The sequence below is a fragment of the Puia sp. P3 genome, assembly GCF_050632245.1.
Taxonomy (GTDB): domain Bacteria; phylum Bacteroidota; class Bacteroidia; order Chitinophagales; family Chitinophagaceae; genus Puia.
In genome coordinates this window covers 1,498,191-1,518,439 of record NZ_CP192583.1, presented here as the reverse complement: position 1 = coordinate 1,518,439, position 20,249 = coordinate 1,498,191, and the positions used below count along the sequence as shown (strand labels likewise).

Annotated in this window: 31 protein-coding genes and 4 pseudogenes; 14 read left to right on the top strand and 21 right to left on the bottom strand. The window is 54.2% G+C overall.

Annotated features, from left to right (window positions below; all coding sequences use genetic code 11):
• The first annotated feature begins 23 nt into the window (after positions 1–23).
• On the top strand, positions 24–509 hold the full coding sequence (locus tag ACQ86N_RS09050) for a methyltransferase domain-containing protein (protein WP_431214873.1): 486 nt from the start codon (positions 24–26) through the stop codon (positions 507–509).
• Positions 510–655: 146 nt separating this feature from the next.
• Here ACQ86N_RS09050 and ACQ86N_RS09045 read toward each other — a convergent pair whose 3' ends face one another.
• The 5 genes from ACQ86N_RS09045 to ACQ86N_RS09025 form a co-directional block, all read right to left on the bottom strand.
• A complete protein-coding gene (locus ACQ86N_RS09045; protein ID WP_431214872.1) occupies positions 656–1,696 on the bottom strand; it encodes an agmatine deiminase family protein in 1,041 nt (346 codons plus the stop codon).
• A gap of 8 nt (positions 1,697–1,704) precedes the next feature.
• Positions 1,705–2,580 (bottom strand): carbon-nitrogen hydrolase, encoded by an 876-nt coding sequence (locus tag ACQ86N_RS09040; protein ID WP_431214871.1) that lies wholly within the window; start codon positions 2,578–2,580, stop codon positions 1,705–1,707.
• 78 nt (positions 2,581–2,658) lie between these two features.
• Positions 2,659–3,726 (bottom strand): fatty acid desaturase family protein, encoded by a 1,068-nt coding sequence (locus ACQ86N_RS09035; protein ID WP_431214870.1) that lies wholly within the window; start codon positions 3,724–3,726, stop codon positions 2,659–2,661.
• Positions 3,727–3,810: 84 nt separating this feature from the next.
• Entirely contained in the window at positions 3,811–4,365 is a 555-nt protein-coding gene (gene bshB1 / locus ACQ86N_RS09030) for a bacillithiol biosynthesis deacetylase BshB1 (protein WP_431217331.1), read from the bottom strand.
• Between the two features lie 34 nt (positions 4,366–4,399).
• Entirely contained in the window at positions 4,400–4,561 is a 162-nt protein-coding gene (locus ACQ86N_RS09025) for a PIG-L family deacetylase (protein ID WP_431214869.1), read from the bottom strand.
• A gap of 159 nt (positions 4,562–4,720) precedes the next feature.
• On the opposite strand from ACQ86N_RS09025, the pseudogene lpdA reads away from it, so the two are divergent.
• Positions 4,721–6,068, top strand: a pseudogene (lpdA, locus tag ACQ86N_RS09020) (dihydrolipoyl dehydrogenase).
• Between the two features lie 52 nt (positions 6,069–6,120).
• Here lpdA and ACQ86N_RS09015 read toward each other — a convergent pair.
• The 4 genes from ACQ86N_RS09015 to ACQ86N_RS09000 form a co-directional block, all read right to left on the bottom strand.
• Positions 6,121–6,702, bottom strand: a complete 582-nt coding sequence (locus ACQ86N_RS09015) for a hypothetical protein (protein WP_431214868.1) — start codon at positions 6,700–6,702, stop codon at positions 6,121–6,123.
• A gap of 108 nt (positions 6,703–6,810) precedes the next feature.
• Entirely contained in the window at positions 6,811–7,092 is a 282-nt protein-coding gene (locus ACQ86N_RS09010; RefSeq protein ID WP_431214867.1) for a hypothetical protein, read from the bottom strand.
• A complete protein-coding gene (locus tag ACQ86N_RS09005; RefSeq protein ID WP_431214866.1) occupies positions 7,089–7,286 on the bottom strand; it encodes a hypothetical protein in 198 nt (65 codons plus the stop codon). The genes ACQ86N_RS09010 and ACQ86N_RS09005 overlap by 4 nt, the downstream gene beginning before the upstream one ends.
• Positions 7,283–7,723, bottom strand: a complete 441-nt coding sequence (locus tag ACQ86N_RS09000) for a hypothetical protein (RefSeq protein ID WP_431214865.1) — start codon at positions 7,721–7,723, stop codon at positions 7,283–7,285. The genes ACQ86N_RS09005 and ACQ86N_RS09000 overlap by 4 nt, the downstream gene beginning before the upstream one ends.
• A gap of 244 nt (positions 7,724–7,967) precedes the next feature.
• Between ACQ86N_RS09000 and ACQ86N_RS08995 the strand changes: the two genes are divergently transcribed.
• A complete protein-coding gene (locus ACQ86N_RS08995) occupies positions 7,968–8,666 on the top strand; it encodes a DUF5020 family protein (RefSeq protein WP_431214864.1) in 699 nt (232 codons plus the stop codon).
• Positions 8,667–8,759: 93 nt separating this feature from the next.
• The gene (locus ACQ86N_RS08990) at positions 8,760–9,047 is read left to right on the top strand and encodes a hypothetical protein (RefSeq protein WP_431214863.1); all 288 of its coding nucleotides are present in this window, start codon (positions 8,760–8,762) and stop codon (positions 9,045–9,047) included.
• Here the strand turns inward: ACQ86N_RS08990 and ACQ86N_RS08985 are convergent.
• Positions 9,044–9,295: a hypothetical protein gene (locus ACQ86N_RS08985; RefSeq protein ID WP_431214862.1), complete on the bottom strand. Its 252-nt coding sequence runs from the start codon at positions 9,293–9,295 to the stop codon at positions 9,044–9,046. The two genes, ACQ86N_RS08990 and ACQ86N_RS08985, sit on opposite strands and share 4 nt — an antisense overlap.
• 49 nt (positions 9,296–9,344) lie before the next feature.
• On the opposite strand from ACQ86N_RS08985, the pseudogene ACQ86N_RS08980 reads away from it, so the two are divergent.
• A pseudogene (locus ACQ86N_RS08980) lies at positions 9,345–9,632 on the top strand (glycosyltransferase); the annotation flags it as partial.
• A 65-nt stretch (positions 9,633–9,697) separates the two neighbouring features.
• Positions 9,698–9,904, top strand: coding sequence for a hypothetical protein (locus tag ACQ86N_RS08975; protein WP_431214861.1), 207 nt, complete (start codon positions 9,698–9,700; stop codon positions 9,902–9,904).
• Here ACQ86N_RS08975 and ACQ86N_RS08970 read toward each other — a convergent pair.
• From ACQ86N_RS08970 to ACQ86N_RS08955, 4 genes and pseudogenes are all read right to left on the bottom strand, one after another.
• Positions 9,901–10,701, bottom strand: a complete 801-nt coding sequence (locus ACQ86N_RS08970) for an arylamine N-acetyltransferase family protein (protein WP_431214860.1) — start codon at positions 10,699–10,701, stop codon at positions 9,901–9,903. The two genes, ACQ86N_RS08975 and ACQ86N_RS08970, sit on opposite strands and share 4 nt — an antisense overlap.
• Before the next feature lie 156 nt (positions 10,702–10,857).
• Complete coding sequence (locus ACQ86N_RS08965) at positions 10,858–11,223, bottom strand: MBL fold metallo-hydrolase (protein ID WP_431214859.1); 366 nt, start codon at positions 11,221–11,223, stop codon at positions 10,858–10,860.
• Positions 11,220–11,537 carry an MBL fold metallo-hydrolase gene (locus tag ACQ86N_RS08960; RefSeq protein ID WP_431214858.1) on the bottom strand — a complete coding sequence of 106 codons (318 nt, stop codon included), beginning with the start codon at positions 11,535–11,537 and terminating at the stop codon, positions 11,220–11,222. Before ACQ86N_RS08960 ends, ACQ86N_RS08965 begins: the two co-directional genes overlap by 4 nt.
• A 111-nt stretch (positions 11,538–11,648) precedes the next feature.
• Positions 11,649–12,652: pseudogene (locus ACQ86N_RS08955) on the bottom strand (NADH:flavin oxidoreductase/NADH oxidase).
• Positions 12,653–12,763: 111 nt separating this feature from the next.
• On the opposite strand from ACQ86N_RS08955, the gene modA reads away from it, so the two are divergent.
• The 6 genes and pseudogenes from modA to ACQ86N_RS08925 all read left to right on the top strand — a co-directional run.
• Positions 12,764–13,846, top strand: a complete 1,083-nt coding sequence (modA, locus tag ACQ86N_RS08950; protein ID WP_431214857.1) for a molybdate ABC transporter substrate-binding protein — start codon at positions 12,764–12,766, stop codon at positions 13,844–13,846.
• Positions 13,777–13,980: a TOBE domain-containing protein gene (locus ACQ86N_RS08945; protein ID WP_431217330.1), complete on the top strand. Its 204-nt coding sequence runs from the start codon at positions 13,777–13,779 to the stop codon at positions 13,978–13,980. Before modA ends, ACQ86N_RS08945 begins: the two co-directional genes overlap by 70 nt.
• Positions 13,973–14,212: a hypothetical protein gene (locus ACQ86N_RS08940; protein ID WP_431214856.1), complete on the top strand. Its 240-nt coding sequence runs from the start codon at positions 13,973–13,975 to the stop codon at positions 14,210–14,212. The genes ACQ86N_RS08945 and ACQ86N_RS08940 overlap by 8 nt, the downstream gene beginning before the upstream one ends.
• Positions 14,140–14,643, top strand: coding sequence for a molybdate ABC transporter permease subunit (locus ACQ86N_RS08935; protein ID WP_431214855.1), 504 nt, complete (start codon positions 14,140–14,142; stop codon positions 14,641–14,643). Before ACQ86N_RS08940 ends, ACQ86N_RS08935 begins: the two co-directional genes overlap by 73 nt.
• Positions 14,640–14,810, top strand: a complete 171-nt coding sequence (locus ACQ86N_RS08930; RefSeq protein WP_431218067.1) for a hypothetical protein — start codon at positions 14,640–14,642, stop codon at positions 14,808–14,810. Before ACQ86N_RS08935 ends, ACQ86N_RS08930 begins: the two co-directional genes overlap by 4 nt.
• Positions 14,786–14,953: pseudogene (locus ACQ86N_RS08925) on the top strand (hypothetical protein); the annotation flags it as partial. The gene ACQ86N_RS08930 and the pseudogene ACQ86N_RS08925, both read left to right, overlap by 25 nt.
• Before the next feature lie 70 nt (positions 14,954–15,023).
• Here ACQ86N_RS08925 and ACQ86N_RS08920 read toward each other — a convergent pair.
• Positions 15,024–15,200: a hypothetical protein gene (locus tag ACQ86N_RS08920; RefSeq protein ID WP_431218066.1), complete on the bottom strand. Its 177-nt coding sequence runs from the start codon at positions 15,198–15,200 to the stop codon at positions 15,024–15,026.
• Here ACQ86N_RS08920 and ACQ86N_RS08915 point away from each other — a divergent pair.
• The gene (locus ACQ86N_RS08915) at positions 15,118–15,564 is read left to right on the top strand and encodes a hypothetical protein (RefSeq protein ID WP_431217329.1); all 447 of its coding nucleotides are present in this window, start codon (positions 15,118–15,120) and stop codon (positions 15,562–15,564) included. The genes ACQ86N_RS08920 and ACQ86N_RS08915 overlap by 83 nt on opposite strands.
• A 72-nt stretch (positions 15,565–15,636) precedes the next feature.
• Here ACQ86N_RS08915 and ACQ86N_RS08910 read toward each other — a convergent pair whose 3' ends face one another.
• Genes ACQ86N_RS08910 through ACQ86N_RS08900 form a run of 3 tightly spaced genes read right to left on the bottom strand, consistent with a single transcriptional unit; the run spans position 15,637 to position 17,336 of the window.
• The gene (locus ACQ86N_RS08910) at positions 15,637–16,302 is read right to left on the bottom strand and encodes a hypothetical protein (protein ID WP_431214854.1); all 666 of its coding nucleotides are present in this window, start codon (positions 16,300–16,302) and stop codon (positions 15,637–15,639) included.
• Positions 16,303–16,362: 60 nt separating this feature from the next.
• A complete protein-coding gene (locus ACQ86N_RS08905) occupies positions 16,363–16,788 on the bottom strand; it encodes a helix-turn-helix domain-containing protein (RefSeq protein WP_431214853.1) in 426 nt (141 codons plus the stop codon).
• Positions 16,785–17,336 (bottom strand): AraC family ligand binding domain-containing protein, encoded by a 552-nt coding sequence (locus ACQ86N_RS08900; RefSeq protein WP_431214852.1) that lies wholly within the window; start codon positions 17,334–17,336, stop codon positions 16,785–16,787. The genes ACQ86N_RS08905 and ACQ86N_RS08900 overlap by 4 nt, the downstream gene beginning before the upstream one ends.
• 80 nt (positions 17,337–17,416) lie before the next feature.
• Between ACQ86N_RS08900 and ACQ86N_RS08895 the strand changes: the two genes are divergently transcribed.
• Entirely contained in the window at positions 17,417–18,712 is a 1,296-nt protein-coding gene (locus ACQ86N_RS08895; RefSeq protein ID WP_431214851.1) for an NAD(P)/FAD-dependent oxidoreductase, read from the top strand.
• 36 nt (positions 18,713–18,748) lie between these two features.
• Here the strand turns inward: ACQ86N_RS08895 and ACQ86N_RS08890 are convergent, their stop codons facing one another.
• Genes ACQ86N_RS08890 through ACQ86N_RS08880 form a run of 3 tightly spaced genes read right to left on the bottom strand, consistent with a single transcriptional unit; the run spans position 18,749 to position 19,996 of the window.
• Entirely contained in the window at positions 18,749–18,901 is a 153-nt protein-coding gene (locus tag ACQ86N_RS08890; RefSeq protein WP_431214850.1) for a T9SS type A sorting domain-containing protein, read from the bottom strand.
• On the bottom strand, positions 18,895–19,428 hold the full coding sequence (locus ACQ86N_RS08885) for a M43 family zinc metalloprotease (protein WP_431214849.1): 534 nt from the start codon (positions 19,426–19,428) through the stop codon (positions 18,895–18,897). Before ACQ86N_RS08885 ends, ACQ86N_RS08890 begins: the two co-directional genes overlap by 7 nt.
• 55 nt (positions 19,429–19,483) lie before the next feature.
• Positions 19,484–19,996: a hypothetical protein gene (locus tag ACQ86N_RS08880; protein WP_431214848.1), complete on the bottom strand. Its 513-nt coding sequence runs from the start codon at positions 19,994–19,996 to the stop codon at positions 19,484–19,486.
• Between the last annotated feature and the right edge of the window lie 253 nt (positions 19,997–20,249).

Below are 20,249 nucleotides of genomic sequence, written 5' to 3'. Positions count from 1 at the left end.
ACACGATCATCCGCCCTTTTTTTATGCCTGCCAATTATTGGGACGATCGCTGGCTCAACGACAACACCTCATGGGACATGCACCAGGTCTCCCCGCCCCTGCAAGCCTACCTGTCCCAACTCACCGACAAGACCATATCGATTCTCATCCCCGGCTGCGGCAACGCATACGAAGCAGGCTGGCTGCTCGATAACGGCTTCACCTCCGTCACCCTGATAGATATCTCGCCAACCCTCACCGGCCGCCTCCGCGAAAAATTCCCCGGCATTCCGGTCATTACCGGCGACTTCTTCGAACACTCCGGCCAGTACGACCTCATCCTCGAACAGACCTTCTTCTGCTCGCTCGATCCCGCCCTCCGCGAAAAATACGTGGAACATACCCACACACTCCTGCGCCCCGGCGGCAAGCTCATAGGCTTACTCTTCGACAGGAACTTCGTCGGCGGCCCACCCTTCGGCGGCCACAAAGACGAATACCAAACCCTTCTTGAAAAAAATTTGAAATAAAAACCCTGGCGCCCTGCTACAATTCGATAAAACCCCGCGCCGGAACCGAACTCTTCCTGATCGCGAAGAAGCCTTGAAACACCCGCGGCCTGCACCCGACATGCCACCCACTCGCCTCCACTGCAGTCACCCCCGACGACCCTTCGCTAAACAAAAGGTTCCTGCTGGCTCAAACAGTGAAAACTCCCCAGCCCCCAAATAATATCGGTTGAGTCGATACCCACTACCCTCCGGGCTGGAAAACACTCCTGTATCAGCTGCAGCGCCTTCTCATCATGCTCGCTCCGGTAGGTCGGCACGATCACAGATTCATTGGCGATATAAAAATTGGCATATGACGCCGGCAGACGCATATCCTCATGGATAACCGCGCCCGGCATCGGCAGCTCTACAATATTCAACTGTTTACCATTCAGCAGCCGCATCTTCTTCAGCGCTGTAAGATTGTCCTGCAACAGCTCATAATTTTCATCCCCCTTGTCAGTCTCGACCACCGTTACCACCGTGTCCTCGTCTACAAACCGGACCGTGTCGTCGATATGTCCGTCCGTATCATCCCCGACGATCCCTTCCTTTACCCACAGTATCTGCTCCACGCCGTAAAAGTCGCGGAGATAACCCTCTATCTGCTCCTGATTCAGCCCGGGGTTGCGGTTGGGATTCAGCAGACAGCAGGTGGACGTAAGCACGGTGCCCTTCCCGTTGAACTCCACGGAACCGCCTTCCATGATGATACCCGGATGATATACCGGCAGATTCAGCGCCTTCCCGACCAGTGTAGGGATCACATCGTCCTGATCATAGGGAGGATACTTGTCCCCCCACGCATTATAGCTCCAGTCCACGATCACCTTCTTCTGAGCGGCCGCGGGGTTGATCAGAAAAGCCGGACCATGGTCCCGACACCACGCGTCATTGGTCGGATGCAAAAAGAACCGCACCATATCCATGTCCACACCCGCCGCTTCCAGCCGGGCAACGGCAAATGCCTTCATCGCTTCATCCACGACATTGATGCGGACCTCCTCCCCCTTTGCCAGCTCCTTTACGAACCGCGCATAAGCGGGATAAATGCTCTCTATCTTCCCCGGCCATGAAGCCTCCTTGTGAGGCCAGCTAAGCCAGGTGGCGTCGTGTCTGCCGAATTCTGCGGGAAAATAATAGCCGGACTCTTTGGGCGGTCTCATAAGATCAATCATCCTTCGTCGATATAACGTTTCGTAATTGGTTGATAAGAATCGATCCGCCTGTCCCTCATAAAAGGCCAGTGCGTACGATACCGGTCCGTCGCCGTCGTATCGATCTCCACTACCTTCGTCTCTTCGGCATCGTGAGTAGCCTTGTATAGCAGCGACCCAAACGGGTTTGCCACAAAACTGCCGCCCCAGAATTTCATCGCCCCATCCTGCTCGAGACCCACCCTGTTCACGCTGACCACATGAACCCCGTTGGCTACGGCATGGCTGCGCTGAATGGTCTGCCAGGCATTGTACTGTTCGGTATTGGTGGCCTCGTCCTGGCTGGTGGCCCAGCCGATAGCCGTCGGATAAAAAAGGATCTCCGCTCCCATCAGCGCCGTGATCCTCGCCGCTTCGGGATACCACTGATCCCAGCAGATCAGCACCCCGATATTGGCGTATTTCGTCCTGAATATCTTATACCCCAGGTCGCCTGGAGTAAAATAGAATTTCTCGTAGTAGGCCGGATCGTCGGGGATATGCATCTTCCGGTACTTGCCCAGATAGGAGCCGTCCGCATCCAGCACCGCCGTTGTATTGTGATAAAGCCCCTGCGCCCGCTTTTCGAAAAGACTGGCGATGACCACGACGTTCAGCTCCGCCGCTAATTTACCAAGCGCCTCGGTAGAAGGACCGGGGATCGCCTCGGCCAGCTTGAAATTCTCATAGTCTTCTACGTCACAGAAATACAGGGATGTAAACAGCTCCTGGAGACAGACGATCTGCGCCCCTTCAGCGGCAGCCTCTCTGATCTTGTCCATCGCCTTGCGCAGATTGGCAGCCTTGTCAGCCGTACAACTCATCTGCACCAGACCTATTTTTACTTTGCTCATGGGCGCAAAGGTACAATAATTCGAAGGTAATTTCGGGACCAAAAAGCCCAACTACAGAGCGGGCCCCAGCCTGCGTCCCTACTTCCTTCCCATCTGCTTCAGGAACGCAACATGCGAGGCCACGGCATAGCGCACCCGGGGATACTCGATATAGACCAGACCATAATCCTGACAGGCCTGCCGGATGATTTTGCTGATCGCCGGATAGTGTACGTGAGATATTTTAGGGAAAAGATGATGCTCGATCTGGAAATTCAACCCGCCAACCAGCCAGGAAACAACGGGGTTGTTGGTCGCAAAATTCGCTGTCGTTTTTATCTGATGAACAGCCCACTCGTCTTCCAGCCTGCCCGTCTTCTCATCTGCAACCGGGAAAGCCGTATGCTCCACCGTGTGCGCCAGCTGAAAGACCATGCTCAGCACAAACCCTGCTACCAGCGTGAAGATGGTAAAGCTGATCATCCAGTCGAACCAGCCCAGGCGGTAGATCGGAAGACCTACGAACAGGAACGCATGAAAAACCTTGAAACCCCAGAATACGAAATGATCGGATAAGCTCATTTTCTTTAGCGGCACGGTGCCGACCTTGCTCTTGAAATATTTCTGGTAGTCCAGCAGGAAGATCCAGAAGATATAAAGGACGCTGTACAGTACCCAGAAGTACAGGTGCTGATACCGGTGGAGTTTGTATTTCTTCTGCGTCTCGCTCATCCGCATCCAGGGCTGGATATCGATATCGTCATCGATACCGTCCACATTCGTATAGGCATGGTGGACTACGTTGTGCTTCATATTCCACATGAAGCTGTTGCCGCCCAGTATATTCAGCGAAAAAGCAGCCAGGCTGTTCACCCATTTGTATTTGGAAAAACTGCCGTGCGCACCGTCATGCATCACGTTGAATCCGATCGCGGCTACAACACCACCAAGCAGCACACTCTCGAGAATTGCCCAGAAAGCAGACGGAGTGAAGAAGACCAGGTGGATATAGATAAAAGCAAAGCTCACCATCAGGATCACTGCCTTGATGAAGAGATTGTAATTTCCCGTCTGGGACTGACCCACCTCCTCAAAATAATTGCTGATCCTCTTTTTCAGTTCGATATGAAAAGATTGGGTACTGGCCGAAAACTTTGGAAGTGACATGATGAGCCTTTATAAAAAGTTAAAAATAGATGCGGGTGTAAAATTAGCCCTTTTACGGACCAATCCGTGTTAAAATCAACATAATTACGTATCCCTCTGTACCAACGAGTCAAAATCCCTTATTCCGATCATCTTTTCCGTGATAAACCCCTCAGCATAAGGCACTCCGATCATCTTGCCGAACATTTGGTGCCTCCCTATGACGGCATTCAGAAATTCCGGCGTCGAAATATAGGTTTGAGGCTCCTCCGCACTATAAACGGTGGAAAAGAACTGTGAAGTATACGCTTTGATAGATTCCAGTTTAGTCTCGAAAACCGGCGAAATATCGTATACGAAATTCGGATTGGCATACCGGTCCTGAATATAATGGAATACGTATTTCGGCCTCCAGTGCTCCTGCGGGCGGCCCTCTTCGTCCTCCGTCTCCACCTTCCGCAACCCGCTGAGAAAGCAGGAATCCGAGATCAGGTGCCCCGCCCGGCCGTGATCCGGGTGCCGGTCCTCCAGAGAATTGGAAAGCACGATCTCCGGCCGGTATTTCCGGATGGCCCTTATCAGCCGCCGCTGATGCTCCTCGTCATTTCGGAAAAACCCGTCCGCCATCCCCAGATTCTCCCGGACATCCAGCTGAAGGATCGCCGCGGCACGCGCCGCCTCCTCCGCCCGCAGCTCAGGGCGTCCCCCTCGTGCCCAGCTCCCCGCGGGTCAGGTCGACGACACCCGTCTTCTTCCCGTTGCGCTTTTCCATCAGCAAAGTACCGGCACATCCCAGCTCCACATCGTCAGGATGTACGGCGATAGCCAGTAGGTCTAATTTCAGGACTTGATTCATGGGCGCAAAGGTAATGCCTCCCCCCCATTTTTGGCAATTTGCCCCGGGTAAAGTACCTTCGCCGGTCGCATTTTTATAATTTTATAATAAAAAAAGGTTAGAAAATGGCATACGATGTAGTCGTTCTCGGCAAGTGGTCCCGGCGGTTATGTAGCCGCAATCCGTGCTTCTCAGCTAGGCTTTAAGACAGCGATCGTTGAAAAGGAAAGCCTGGGAGGCGTCTGCCTCAACTGGGGTTGCATCCCCACCAAGGCCCTCCTGAAGAGCGCCCAGGTATATGAATATATCAAGCACGCCAAAGACTTCGGCTTTGACGCCTCCGGTACACCCGATTTCCCCGCGGTCATCAAACGCAGCCGTGGCGTAGCCGACAAAATGAGCCGCGGCGTCCAGTTCCTCATGAAAAAGAACAAGATCGACGTTTTCATGGGCTATGGCAAACTAAAGGCGAAAGGCCAGCTCGAAGTCACCGCTGCTGACGGTAAAACACAGATCGTAGAAGGCAAACATATCATTGTCGCCACCGGCGCCCGCAGCCGCGAACTGCCCAACCTGAAACAGGACGGCAAAAAGGTCATCGGCTACCGCGAAGCAATGGTTCTTCCCGAACAACCCAAAAGCATCATCGTAGTCGGCAGCGGCGCCATCGGCGTCGAATTCGCCTACTTCTACTGGTCCATGGGCGCAAAGGTCACGATAGTCGAATTCCTCCCCGCATCGTGCCAGTAGAAGACGAAGACATCTCCAAAGAACTGGAGAAGATCTATAAGAAGAATGGCATCGAAATACTCACCAACAGCGAGGTCACCGGAGTCGATACCAGCGGCAACGGCGTAAAGGCAAAGGTCAAGACCCCCAACGGTGAAGTAACCCTCGAAGCCGACGTCCTCCTCAGCGCAGTAGGCATCGCCGCCAATATCGAGAACATCGGCCTCGAAACCCTCGGCGTCAAGACCGAGAAAGGCAAGATCGCAGTCGACAAATTCTACCAGACCAATGTCCCCGGCGTCTACTCCATCGGCGACTGCGCCCCCGGCCAGGCCCTCGCCCACGTCGCCTCCAAAGAAGCCATCATCTGCGTGGAGAACATCGCATACAACGAAAAGAAATACGCACACCAGCCCGAAGCCCTCGACTACAACAACGTCCCCGGCTGTACCTATTGTACTCCAGAGATCGCATCTGTCGGCATGACCGAAAAACAGGCCCGCGACGCCGGATACGAGGTAAAAGTCGGCAAATTCCCGCTGAGCGCCTCCGGCAAAGCATCCGCCGCCGGACATACCGAAGGTTTTGTAAAGTCGTCTTCGACGCCAAATACGGCGAATGGCTCGGTACACATATGATCGGCTACAACGTAACCGAGATCATCATCGAGACCGTCGTCGGCCGCAAGCTCGAAACGACCTATCATGAAGTGCTCAACAGCATCCACCCCCACCCCACCATCAGCGAGTCCGTGAAGGACGCCGTCGAAGTGGCCTACGGAGAAGCAATCCACCTTTAAAAATAGAGAGGCCCCCAAACCGGGGGCCTCTTTCATTCTATAATAATCTGTCCTAACACCCGCTGACCCCGCTCACTTTTATTTTCACCTTCTTATCCCCCTGGGTGATCTCCAGCGTCCCGGTCGATAACATCTCTTCTCCCTTTACCTGTATGATCTGGATCGTCAGCACCACCACATACCCACTGCCCCTGTAAACTTCCCTCGTCGTCTGCTTATCCACCACTTTACTCTCCTTCTTGTCGTACTTCATCACCACATCCTTGCCGTGATATCGCAGATACGCAATCTCCGCCGTCTTGGTCGCCAGTATCTTCTTCCCCTTGTCTACATCCAGATTGTCGAACGACGTCTTTAGCGAATCATACGTATACAACCCGACGCAACCCTCGATAGTATGGGGAGCCGCAACAAAAACATCCGGCGGCGGGAGCGTATTCCTCTCCGCAGGGGCGGCCGAAGAATCGCGGCGCGCGGCATGTCTCTTCGAAGAAGGAGCAGGCTCATCACAGCCCGCGACAAAAGCAACAGTCATTACGATCAGCAGACAGCGGTAAAAAAGTTCATGCCCTAAAAATAGTCCTTCCCTGCGACATCTCCTATCCCGCACCCCAAATCCCGATACTACGGACAAGATTCGCTGCGGACGCTGAACAACGAGAAACGTGCCGGTACCACCGGGGCACTATCCACAAACCCTTTCAGCGCAAACAACCCAACATACCGCGGCTTCATCGCGAACTCATGGCTCACCAACTTCTTTGAAGGAAGTATTCTCCAGTATGCCATCGGCATAGAGCAGACGCCAGTGGCTGCCCTGTTTCTCTATCCTGATCGCCGAATGGTCCAGATTCTTCGCCAGCAGCGGACGCCTCGTAAGCGTATCCATATTGACAATCGAATAATGCGCGATCTCCTCCGGCTTACCGGCCCGTCCCCCGGAAGAAGTTATCGCCTGTAAAATGACGGCCCCCGGTATCCGGTATCCGCCGCCAAAATCATTATATGCAATGGATACCCTCATGCTCCTCCCCCGAAACCCGTATCCTCCGACAGAATGAGCCCAGCCTGCTGCCAGTTCTGACGCGGAATAAAATCGTTAAGGCGCAGTTCCAGCGTACAGCAGTCACAGGAAAGCGACCGCCACAACAAATTCCGGATCGCCGGCGCCTCCACGGGATCGGGCCAGTTGTCTCCCTTCAGCGTATACAACGTCAAACTACCCGGACTATCCCCCTTTTCGCCCACCAGCCCTCGTCTTTTGCAGCCACCCACCAACCCCTCGCCTTCAGCGAATCTTCCGACAGCGAATGGAATTCTTCTGTAAAGATTTCCGCGCCACCGCCTCTCCTTCGGAAGAAAAATGTCGCCGCGAATACCAGAAATGCCAGCCCTATCAGCAAACCGAGCCGCCCCACCCACACCCTTCGCCGGGGCCTCTCCGCCTCCACTCCCGGTATCGGCTTCCATTCTCTCTTATATTTAAACCACCACGAATACGGCTCGGCGGACTTCCTCCTCTCCGCCTCCGTCTCATACGGCGCCGACAGAACATAACGGGACAAAGTATCCAGACTGGCCACCGAAGGATTCTCCTGACGGCCTGACGCCCCCATCACAAACAGCGAATAATTCTTCAGGCTTTTCCAGCCCACTACCAAACCCGTCTCCTCCAGTATCCGGTTGCTACAACAGCTTGCTTTCTGTCTCCGTCAACGGCTCCTCCACCGGATGCCCGTAACATTTAAGGCACGCGTCCCGGAAAAGCCGGTCAAAAACCCGCAGGTCAATGCTATTATTACTCATTGGTTGACAGTAAGATATATCATTTACGCCAGATTTACGCCGCAATTCCGGACCGCCTTCTTCCCCTGCCTGACATTCACAAAAACGACACATATGCAACGACTCCTCCTGATCCTGATCGCCTCCGCATCCCTGATGACCCAGGCCCAAAACCTCCAGCTCCACTATGACTTCCGCCATACCGTTTCGCCGGCGCAAAATCCCCGCAACTTCACAACCCTCTATTTCGAATACTGGAAGAAGCAGGACTCCGGCCGTTCGGTTGTCAAACCTCGCTCGTTCCTCTTCAAGACAGAAGCCGACTTCTACGGCGCCGGCAACAATATCGGCAAATTCTTTCTGCAGGTCTCGCAATCCCTCCGGTTCTGGAAACCAAAGATCTATCTGGCCCTGCAATATAGTGGCGGCGCTGGCATCACGGAACCCAAACAATATAGCTATTATATCTCCAACACCTTTTCCGCGGGCCTCGAATATCCCTTTCAATGGAAAGGCGTCTGGCTCACGTCACAACTATACCTCAGGTACACACCCTCGTCCGTCGATCCACTCTTCACCCTGTACTGGTGGAAAGGTTTTCTACACTATCGCCTCGAAATCGCAGGCGACTTTTCCATATGGACACAGAACACCAACGGACGCAAACGCATCTATTTCTTCGCCGAACCTCAACTATGGTACAAACTCTTAGAGCAATTGTCTTTGGGTACTAAACTTACCCTGTACCGGCCCTCAGATACCAATGGTCCCCTCCAGATCGCTCCCACCATCGCTGCAAGATGGCGGCTATAGGCATTATCTTTGCATAAGATCCGAGAATCCTCCTCCTTCCGTCAAAGCAAACAACTCCCTCTCTCCTAGGTTCCGTTGATTCAACCAACTGTTATGAAACAACGTCTGCTCATTTTAACGGACTGGTTCTACCCGGGCTACAAAGCCGGCGGTATCATTACCAGCGTCTACGACCTCGCAATGCTGCTCAGGGACGAGTACAGCATCTTTATTATGACCTCTGACCGGGACCTTGGAGATTCCCAACCCTACGGGGAGTCCAGACGGACCAATGGACAAGCATGGACAATATCAACGTCTACTACGCAAGTCCGAAATCACTGGGATTCAGAAATATTGTTCGGCAGATCAGGAAGAACAATATCGACTTCATCTACCTAAGCAATATGTACTCCGTGTGGTTCGCCATTTTCCCCCTTTTGATAAAACGAATGGGGCTCATCCGGCAAAAAATATTCCTGTCCCCCAACGGAATGCTGCAAAGCTTTGCGCTCAAAATAAAACCCTTCAAAAAACGGCTGTACTTCGCCCTGCTCAGACTGATGAGGATCCCGAAATTCATCAACTTTCACGCAACCAACGCCGAGGAACAGAACGACATCACCAGAACATTTGGCAGGCAGGTGCATATTTCAAGGATCGCATATCCCCCGCCATTCCCGCAAAAACCCGTAACCCATCCCACGAAACGCCCCGGCGAGCTGCTGCTCCTTTTTCCTTGGACGCGTTCACCCCGTAAAAAACCTCCGTTTTCTGCTCGAATGTCTGTCAAAAATGAGTTCCAGAATAGAACTGAAGGTGGTCGGTCCCGCCGAAGACGCGGGCTATTTCCTGAATTGCAAACACCTTTCCGAAGAACTGCCCCGGAATATCTCTGTCACCTTTACAGGCGCCATACCCAATGCCCAGGTCAGAAACTACATCGAACAGTCCCATTTTCTCGCCCTCCCCACCACGGGCGAAAACTTCGGATACGCGATCCTCGAGTCCTTCAGCCTGGGCCGGCCCGTAATAACATCGGCAAATACACCATGGCAAAAACTCGCCCCGCAGAAAGTAGGTTGGGACCTCCCTTTAACGATCATTCAGAATTTATCCGCGCCATCGATACCGCGGCAAACATGGACCAGGAAGAATACAATGAATGGTGCGACTCTTCGCAGCGCTACATTTACCAGCTCATCGAACGCAACCCGTATAAAGACGATTTCTGCCACATGTTCCAGCCGGAAGCCTAGGGCAGATATACCATATCCATATGAAAGTATTGCTCCAACATTTCTTCCCGGTGTTCCTCGTCCTGGATCACCTTCACCTGCCGCTTACCATTCTCCGTGCGGACCAGCTTGTTGTTGATCAGACTGATCCTCCCTTCATTAGTGGGTAGCGTACAGATCAGACTCCGGCGAAAATGCGATTCGGGAGAGGTCTGGTGATATTCGTTCATGGCATGAAAATCCGACAATGCCCTTGGAGTAACTGTAAAGATATAATCGATCCTGAAGTCCTGCTTCGTCGCATTCCATTTGGCCACGCCAAGATAGGACTTGCCATCCACGACTACCGGGTCGATGATCTGGTAATAATTGCGGCCATCGCTCTGGATCTCGCCCGGCATGATCGCCAGAGGCGCCAGGGAGAAATCGCCATAACCGACATCGACCAGCCATTTTCGCCCATGTAGTTCCACCAGCAGCGCCATATGCTCGCACTCCCGCCCAAACTTATTATTGCCATGATGCAGACGACCCGCAACCATCTTCACGTCGAATCCGCACAGCGTCAGCAGCCGATGGAATAAAATATTCAGCTCGTAACAATATCCTCCCCGCTTGTCCAGAATTACTTTCTGGTACAAAAAATTGATCTGTAATAAAATAGGTATTTGATTGTGAATATCCAGCGTCTCGAAAGGGATCGAAAAGACATGATTTCTCTGCAGTGCCCGCAGCGTATCCAGATCATTATAGACTACGCCATCATAATTGATTCTTCTTAAATAGCCATTATGTCCATGCTTGTAAATTTTTATCAAATCCGAATGCTTTAGGCCAGTTTATTAGTTGATTTATCAATTCCTCTGCCAGTGTAATGACAGCTATTTGGCTAATTGCGCTGCAACATTCCCAAATTCTTAGTCTGAAAGGTCCGCAATATGCCCCTATTTACAATTCAATAACAAAATCCCGGGCTACAGTCCGATCGTCTCTCCCGGTTTCGGCAGCAGCAATTGCTTGCCTGCCGCCTCAAAATCTGATTTAGCCTTCTCTGTATCAATGGCTATGATCGGCCAGGTATTATAATGTACGCCCACTATTCGATTACATTTTACAAAGTCGGACGCGTGTATCGCATCCGCCGGGTCCATCGTATAATTGCCCCCGATCGGCATTACAGCAAAATCCAGTTTGGCCCACAGAGGGATCAACTGCATATCCATCGTAAGCGCCGTATCCCCAGCCATATAAAAATTGCCATCCGGCGTCGTAAACACAAATCCCATCGGATTGCCGGCATAACTGCCATCGCCAAAGGAAGACGAATGAATGGCATTCACCCCCTGGCCTTCCCAAAATCAAAGGGCACCGGTCCCCCGTGATTCAACGGATGCGCATTCTCCACCCCGTTCTTCTTCAGCCACCCCACAACCTCCGCCGCTCCCACACACCTGGCGCCCGTTTTTTTCGCCACATTCACCAGATCGGCCGTGTGATCGCCATGTCCATGGGTTATAAAAATATAGTCTGCTTCAATCTTATCAATATCAAGGTCTTTCGCAAATGGATTCCCTGTAAAAAAGGGATCGAACAGTATCGTTTTTCCGTTTACTCCGATGGATAGGGTTGAATGTCCGTAATACGTCAATTTCATTGGGTAACTTTAAGAAAGCTGTACTACAAAATGGTTTAACCTTGGTTCATCAAAACCTGTTTTTTTCCCCCACAAATGCGCCGGCATTCCTTTCTCATCCTGCCCTCTTCACTATTTACCCTTTCGGGCTCTTTCATACTGTAAAGGCCAGTGCATTTCCTTATACCCCAACTCATCGGCAGCATGCAAGGGAAAATATGGATCGCGCAGCATTTGTCGGGCCATGACCACCAGATCAGCCTGTCCGCTCGCCAGTATCGTCTCGGCCTGAGCAGCGCTGGTAATGATACCCACCGCGGCGGTGGACATACCGGTCTCTTTCCGGATACGTTCGGCAAACCCTACCTGGTACCCCGGTCCCACGGGTATCTTCTGGTGCGCGACCAATCCTCCCGACGAGCAGTCCACCAGATCTACGCCTTTTTCTTTCAATAGCGGCGCCAGCCTTACAGCGTCGTCGGCCGACCATCCGCCATCGGCCCAGTCGGTCGCGGAGATCCGCACGAACAACGGATAACCCGGAGGCCATACCGATCTGACCGCATCCACAACTTCAACAAGCAACCGGGCCCTGTTCTCCCAGTTGCCTCCGTATTCATCCTTTCGGTGATTGCTCAGCGGCGACAGGAATTGATGAAGCAGATAACCATGCGCCGCGTGCACCTCTACCACCTTAAATCCCGCCAGCATCGCCCTCCGCGCCGCCATCCTGAAGTCTTCGACCACATGACGGATACCCGCCACCGTAAGTTCGACCGGCTCTCCGTAGTGTTCGCTGAAGGGTATGGGACTCGGGGCTACCACCGGCCAGCCGCCATCCGCTTCCTTTATAAGTTTTCCCCCATTCCAGGGCTCCTTCACACTAGCCTTCCGTCCCGCATGCGCCAGCTGTATGCCGATCTCGCTGCCCTGCGCGCGGACAAACTTCACAATGCGCCGAAACCCTTCAATATGCTCATCCTTCCATATCCCCAGGTCAAAGGGGAGATTCTCCCCTCGGGCGAGACCGCTGTCGCCTCCGTAAAGACCAGCCCCGCGCCGCCGACGGCCCTGCCACCCAGATGTACCAGATGCCAGTCGTTTGGCATGCCGTCGATCGCAGAATACTGACACATCGGAGAGACCACGATACGATTCCCGAGAACAATATCTCTTAGCGTAAAAGCAGTAAATAAATGGCTCATATGGCGGCAAAGGTCATAAATTTATGGTACAATTTTTCATTCATGAGAAGAGCTCTTCTATATCTGCTGATCACCCTGGCCGCAACCCTTCCGCTCCAATCATTTCACCCATCCCACCCGCCGCAATCCTCCGAGGTCCTTATCGCCGCCGCGGCCGACCTCAAATTCGCCATGGACTCCGCCATCGCCGTCTTCACCCGCACCAACCCAACAATAAAAATAAAAGTCGTATACGGCTCATCCGGCAACTTCTTCCAGCAGATCAGCAACGGAGCCCCCTTCGACCTCTTCTTCTCCGCCGACGTCGACTACCCCCGCCGGCTGCAGCAAAAACAGTTGACCCTCTCCGATCCGAAGCTCTACGGCATCGGCCGGCTGGTGCTCTGGAGCAAAGAACTCGACCCCGCTATGGAGGGGATGAATACTCTCCTTAACAACTCCATAAAAAAGATCGCCATCGCCAATCCGCAGCACGCTCCATATGGCAAACGCGCGGAAGAAAGCCTGCGCTACTATCAGCTCTATGACAAGATAAAAGACAAGCTCGTCCTCGGCGAAAACATCGCGCAGACCGCCCAGTACGCACAGAGCGGCGCAGCGGACGTCGGCATCATCGCCCTCTCGCTGGCCCTCTCCCCTGCCATGCAGCAGACCGGCGGCAAGTTCTGGCTCATTCCCGCAACGGCACACCAGCCCCTTCAGCAGGGCTACGCCCTGCTGCCCCACGCAGTAACAACACCGGCGCCGAAAAATTCGCCGCCTTCTTTACCTCCCCGGCAGCAGCCTCCGTCCTCAAAAATTTCGGCTTCGGCCAACCCTAACCACCCAATCCCGATTCGTCACCGCCAACCCACTGCTATGAATACACTCCACGGGCACATCACATCCATCACGACCGAACAAAATATCTCACTTGTAAAAGTCCTTGCGGAAGGCTACCTCTTCCACTCCCTTATAATTGACACACCCTCCACAAGCCCCTGGCTAAAAGAAGGTGCCGCCATCCGCGTCCTCTTCAAAGAGACCGAGGTCATGATCGCCCTCCCCCACTTCAGATCAGCGTCCGCAACCAGCTGCCCTGCCGCATCACCGCCGTCACCGAAGGCGCCATCCTCTGCGAGCTGACCCTTTCCCTCACCACCACCTCCAATATAGTGTCGGTAATCACCCGATCAGCCTGCGAGTCCCTCTTTCTCAAAGAGAATCAGGACGTAATTGCGCTGATCAAAACGAATGAAGTAAGTTTGGCGCATGATTGACTGGCAACCACTCTGGCTCAGCCTGCGCCTGGCCACCCTGACCACGGCGATCCTGCTGCTGCTCGGCATTCCCCTGGCCTGGTGGCTGGCCGAACGTCGCCGGCAATGGAAGGCGCTCGCCGAAGCCGTTATCAGCCTCCCCATGGTCCTTCCCCCTCGGTGCTCGGCTTCTACCTGCTGCTGGCCTTCAGCCCTTCGTCAGGACCCGGCAGACTGCTCGACCACTGGCTGAATATCCGCCTGGTCTTTACTTTTCCCGGCCTCGTCATCGCCTCCGTCATCTATAGCCTTCCCTTCATGGTCAATCCCTTATTGGCCGGCTTCCGGAACCTCCCTGCCGACCTCAACGAAGCATCGCGGACTCTCGGCAAATCAGACTGGACAACCCTCATCCGTGTCCTGCTTCCCTGTCTGCGCGCGCCACTCGTCACCGGTGCCGTACTCAGCTTCGCCCATACCATCGGAGAGTTTGGCGTCGTTATGATGATCGGCGGCAGCATACCAGGCGTCACAAGAGTAGCCTCTGTAGCCATCTACGACGAAGTCCAGTCCACGCACTACCCCGAAGCCAATCATTATGCGCTGGCCCTGCTGGCCCTCTCTTTCTCTGTCCTGCTGCCGGTCTATCTCATCAATTACCGCCACAACAAATCCCCCCTATGACGACATCCGGCGCAGGCCTCCATTTCAAAGCCACCAAAACCCTTCATACCGCTGCCGGCAGCCAGCTGCTCGACATAGAGTTCCAGCTGAAAAAGGTGGCCTACTTGCCCTCTACGGCCCTTCCGGCGCGGGCAAAACAACGATACTTCGCATCCTCGCGGGTCTGACCGATCCTAACACCGGCTATATCCGGATGAATGACGAGACCTGGCTCGACACCGGCCATCACAAGCCCTCCCATACGCCATCGCGTTCCATCACGCACCTCCCCACACCATCCCGCTCCATCGGATTTGTATTCCAGGACTTCGCCCTCTTCCCCCACATGACCGTGCGCCAGCAACTACAATTTGCCCTCCCAAAAGACGCCGACCGCCATATCATTGACGACCTCCCTCGAAATGCTGGAGCTGCAGGAACTCCAGCACCGCAAACCCGCCCCTCCTCTCCGGAGGCCAGCAACAACGCACAGCCCTGGCCCGCGCCATCGCCCGCCGCCCCAGCCTGCTCCTCCTCGACGAACCCCTCTCGGCCCTCGACGACGAAATGCGCTTCAAACTGCAGGACTTCATCGGAAAAGTACACCGGACGTACGGACTGACGACGATCCTCGTCAGCCACTACCTGCCGGAGATTTTTCGTTTATCCGATGACGTAATAGTACTGGAAAATGGAAAGATCCAAAAACAAGGCCCCGCGCCCCAGGTCTTCCTCGAAGAAAAGATAAGTAGTAAATTCAGGACCACCGGTGAGATCGTCGATATCCAACCCGCGGACATCGTTTATATTGTAAGCATTCTGTCCGGAAACAATATCGTGAAAGTCGTCGCCACCTCCACGGAGATCGCCAGCCTCCGCGTGGGACAAAAAGTAATGGTCGCCTCCAAGGCCTTCAACCCCATCATCCTCCCGCTGGGCTGACCTCCACGCCATTGGCGCGAACCGAGCCACCGCCCTAATTCCAAAACCCCTGCGCCTTCACCTGCCCCGGGCTCACCCCCTCCGCCGCAATAGTCTTCTCAGCTTTACCATCTCGCGACTATATCCTGCCAGATAAAAGATGGTGTCTTTATGCTCTTCGATACTCAACCCCGTCACCCACTCCTCCAGCTCGAAATAGTCTTTTGACGACTTCTTTCTCAGCGACTGCAACCCCCAACCCGTAAAATACTGCCCAAACTCATCGCGGTGGTGCTCCTCCGACAAAATAACGGCCCCGCTGATCGCAACCCCGTTACCCGCCAACTGCCGCAAGGCAAGAAAATGACCGATAGCCGTCTCATCTCCCAGAAACACCAGCGGCCTACCCGGCGCGGGCTGCTGATGAGACGAATCCACCCCCAGGTAGGAAACCATATTCCCCGCCTTCAGCGACCGCCCCCACCGGCTTCCCGGTCCGTCATGCGCCGTAACCACGATCAGCGTACAGGTCCTCGTCTCCGCATCCCAACCCGAAGGCGTATAATCCCGGTATACAAAATTCCCAACCTTGAATTTAATGTGCTGAGCACTGTTCCACCTTCTCATATCACAGTCCGGCAGATGCAGGTCGATCTCCCGCATCGAATCCGGCTCCCAGGTCCGGACCGCCAAAACCTTCGCACTATGGATAAAAGGACTCTCCGCCAGCGATAGCGCCTTTTGTGTTAGCTTATTCATGCTACAAAACAACGACAACCGGTCCTCCCCGCCAATGGCGTATCGCGGGTAAGCATTGGACTATTCGCGGGTACCCCCAGCCCGCCGTCCCCAAACCTGCCCGCCCTTCCGCGTGACCCATTCCTCCATCATCCCCCTCCACCGCGTGAACCACCCCTCCATCATCCCCCTCCCCCTGTAACCCGCCCTAAACTCCCCCGGCGTCTGCCCCGCCTGCTTCTTGAACAGTCTCGAAAAATAAGTATGGTCCTCATACCCCAGCTCGAACGCGATCTCCTTCACACTGCACTGGCTGTAATAAAGTAGCCGCCTTGCCTCCAGTATAACCTCCTGTTGTATCCAGTAACTCACCGGAAACCCCGTCGTCTCCTTCACGATCTCGTTCAGATACGACAAAGACAAATGCATCGCCTCCGCATAGTCAGCCGGACTCTTCATCGTCCTGAACCGCTGCGTCACCATCTGCCTGAACTCCAGCGTGATCATCTTAGGTCTCGAAAGATTCCCGTCCGCCGCCACCGGCCGCCCCGCATAACCATCCGCAACCAACCCCACGAACGAACCCAGCAACGAAAAATACACTGACGGGAATACACCGACTCCTGCTGCCGCCTTAGCGTATGCGCCAGCATCAGACACTGCGCCAGCGGCCCGATCGTCGGCTCATCCAGAGACAGCGGACGGTGATGCAGCAACGGGTCCTCGAGCACAGCCCTGAAGAGATCCGGAACCAGCCCCGGCTCTATCGCCAGGTACCACCCGATCGCATCGTCACTCACACCCTGAAAATCGTGCACCTGTCCGGGTAGTACAAAATAGATCGCACTGCCCCTGTATTCAAACTGCTGAAAATCCACCATCATCCTCGTCCACCCTCTTTCCAGCACCATGAAAATATAATGGTCATCCCGATGCGCATCTATTGGCGCAGATTTTTTGATTCGGTCGTTCTCGCGGTCCACCCGCTCGAGATGATACCGCTGGTCGGTATGCTCCTGCAGCTTGTGCACCGGTATAGTATTTCTTTTCGGCATTGTATCACTTGATTGACTTAATGTGGGACAAAAAATCGCAAGTCAAAATTAATGTTTACTTTTCAGCCGAAATCACAAGTATGTTACAGCTATCCGTCTGGGAAAAAGAAAGTTTTTTTGCGCCTGCCGATATCGTCATCGCAGGCAGTGGCCTGGTAGGACTCTGGAGCGCATATTATTTGAAAAAACTAGCCCCCTCATTAAGCATAACGATCATCGAACGCGGCCTCATCCCTACTGGTGCCAGCACCCGCAACGCCGGCTTCGCCTGCTTCGGGAGCCTCTCCGAACTCGTCACCGACTCCCACCAACTCGGCATGGACCAGCTGCTCGAACTCGTGGATATGCGCTATCGTGGGATCAAAAATAAAAAAGTCTTCGGCTCCGAAGCCATCGGTTATGAAAAATTCGGCGGATACGAGCTCATCGGCGCCGGCAAAACCGCAGCCTCCAACCCAACAAAACTCACTCCTGCAAACCCCACATCGACAAGCCCCTCCGACGAGGCCTCCACAACCCCGGCAAACCATACCACCCAACAATCACCCGAAACCGAAGAAGAAACCTCCGACCGGCAAATCCCCGACCTCTCCGACCTCGACCAACTTCGGTCCTCCATAGACGAATTCAACCGCCACCTAAAAAAGATTACCGGCCAGCAGAAAACCTTCCGCCTCCAGAACGAACGCATCAGTGAGTTCGGCTTCTCCGGCGTTCAATACCTCATCGAGAACCAGTCCGAAGGCCAGCTGCACTCCGGCAGACTCTGCCAGGCCCTCATCCGCCTGGTTCAATCCATGGGTGTCAACATACTCAACAACACCGAGATCACCGGCTTCGAAAAAGTACACGGCCACCTGCTCCTCCATACCCAGCACGGCATCCCTCTGATAGCCCACCAGCTGCTGGTCACTACCAATGCCTTCGCGCGCCAGCTGCTGCCACAGCTGGACATCACCCCCGCCCGGGGTCAGGTACTCGTTACCTCACCTGTCGACGGTCTGCCCTTCAAAGGCAGCTTTCATTTTGACGAAGGATTCTATTATTTCAGGAACCTCGGTGACCGCGTCCTCCTTGGCGGAGCACGCAACATGGCCTTTGAAGAAGAGACCACTACCGATATGACTACCACAGAACAGATCCAGAACGAGCTCGAACGCTTCCTCGCCGAAACCATCCTCCCCGGCCGCTTCTATACCATCGAACACCGCTGGAGCGGCATCATGGGCATGGGCAGCGAAAAAATGCCCATCATCAGAGCCGTCAACGAACACGTCTTCTGCGCCGTCCGCATGAGCGGCATGGGCGTCGCCCTCGCCCCCATCGTCGGCGAAAAAGTAGCAGCACTCATGACCAGCGGCGGTGAACCGGGCTAACACCCGCCACCATCCCAACCACCCGACCCGGGCACCCTACAACTTCACCACCCTTACTCCCCCACTCTTGCCCTCCATCCTCACAAAATATACACCGCCGGTCAGCCCGGAAAGTTCCAGCCGAACAGAAGTCTGCGTAACCCGCACCGACATCACCCGGTCACCCATCATGTTATAAACTCCTAACACTCCCCCACCTCCGTCACCCGGACCGTAGTGCCACTCATAGTCGGGTTGGGATATGCACCCGGCAAAACCCCCGATACCACAGCCCCGGTTCCGCTGCCCTGCACCTGAGTCGCCACGATCGCTGCAGGCGAAGTCAGCAAAGAATGTCTAAAACCTCCATCCGCAAACAACACCCGCATCCGGTCCCGCTGACCATTGGTAAACAGATGCATCCCGATATCGTCCGTAAAATCCATATAATTCATATACAGATTGCCGTATGGGGCATTATTACAGGAAATGACGATCCCGCCGGGATCGCCGTAGGTCGCCTGCTGCTGGGGCGGCGTGTCCCCCACCTGATCATCCCCGCAGGGTGCATCCCCCCATACATGGATCAGATTCAGCCAGTGACCGACTTCATGCGTGGCGGTCCGGCCCCGGTTGTAGGGAGACAAAGCCGTCCCCTTCGTACCAAACGCCGTATACCTGATGACCACGCCGTCCGTTGCCTTCTGCCCGCCGACCAGGCTGGAATACCCCAGCACATCCCCGGAAAGATTGCATACCCAGACATTCAGATATCGGTCACGATCCCACGCATCATCCCCCGCGGGCGCTGAACTTCACGTCGTCATTGAGAGAAAAAGAAACAGCACTGCTACGCGTTCGGACGATGCCCGTCGTCACACGGCCATCCGTGTCGACACCCGCCAGAACAAAGCGTATCCCGCAGTCCGCCGCCAGCCCCGAATAATACGCCGGCACCAGAGAAGTGTCCGCATTGTGCTTGCCATAATCTGCATTCAGCACATCCAGCTGCGACGCCACCTGGGCATCGCTGATATTCTGGGAAGAATTATTATAAACGATATGGACGACCACAGGGATCGTAATAATGGTGGGAATAGTCTCCTTTATCCCCTCACCGGCGATGGTGACAGAGGACCTGTGCAGCCGCATCTGGGTGAACTGCTCGACTGCCTCCACCTTCGCGGCCAGAGAGGGGTCAGCGTTCACCTGCTGCTGCCTGTAGTCGAACGAACGACAGTCTCGTTGCGTCAGACCGGGTAATGAGATCAACATGCATCCTACAAAGGGTAGAAAATACTTCATTTTACCGTCTTTTACAGCGGTAGATCATCGGTATTGGAGGGTAACCGGATAGCATATAGCAAGCCCGTTGACGCCGTTTTGGACGTAAGAAGGTTAAATTGGAATTAATTTAGTTATTCAGGAAGGATACTGCTTCTCGGTGAGATGAGAAACCACCGGATTCCTTCCGGCCTGGTATTGTGGTGTAGTGTTGGCAGGAATGGTATCCAGAAGATAAGCTGCTGTAAAACAATAAATTTTTTTTGGTAAATGC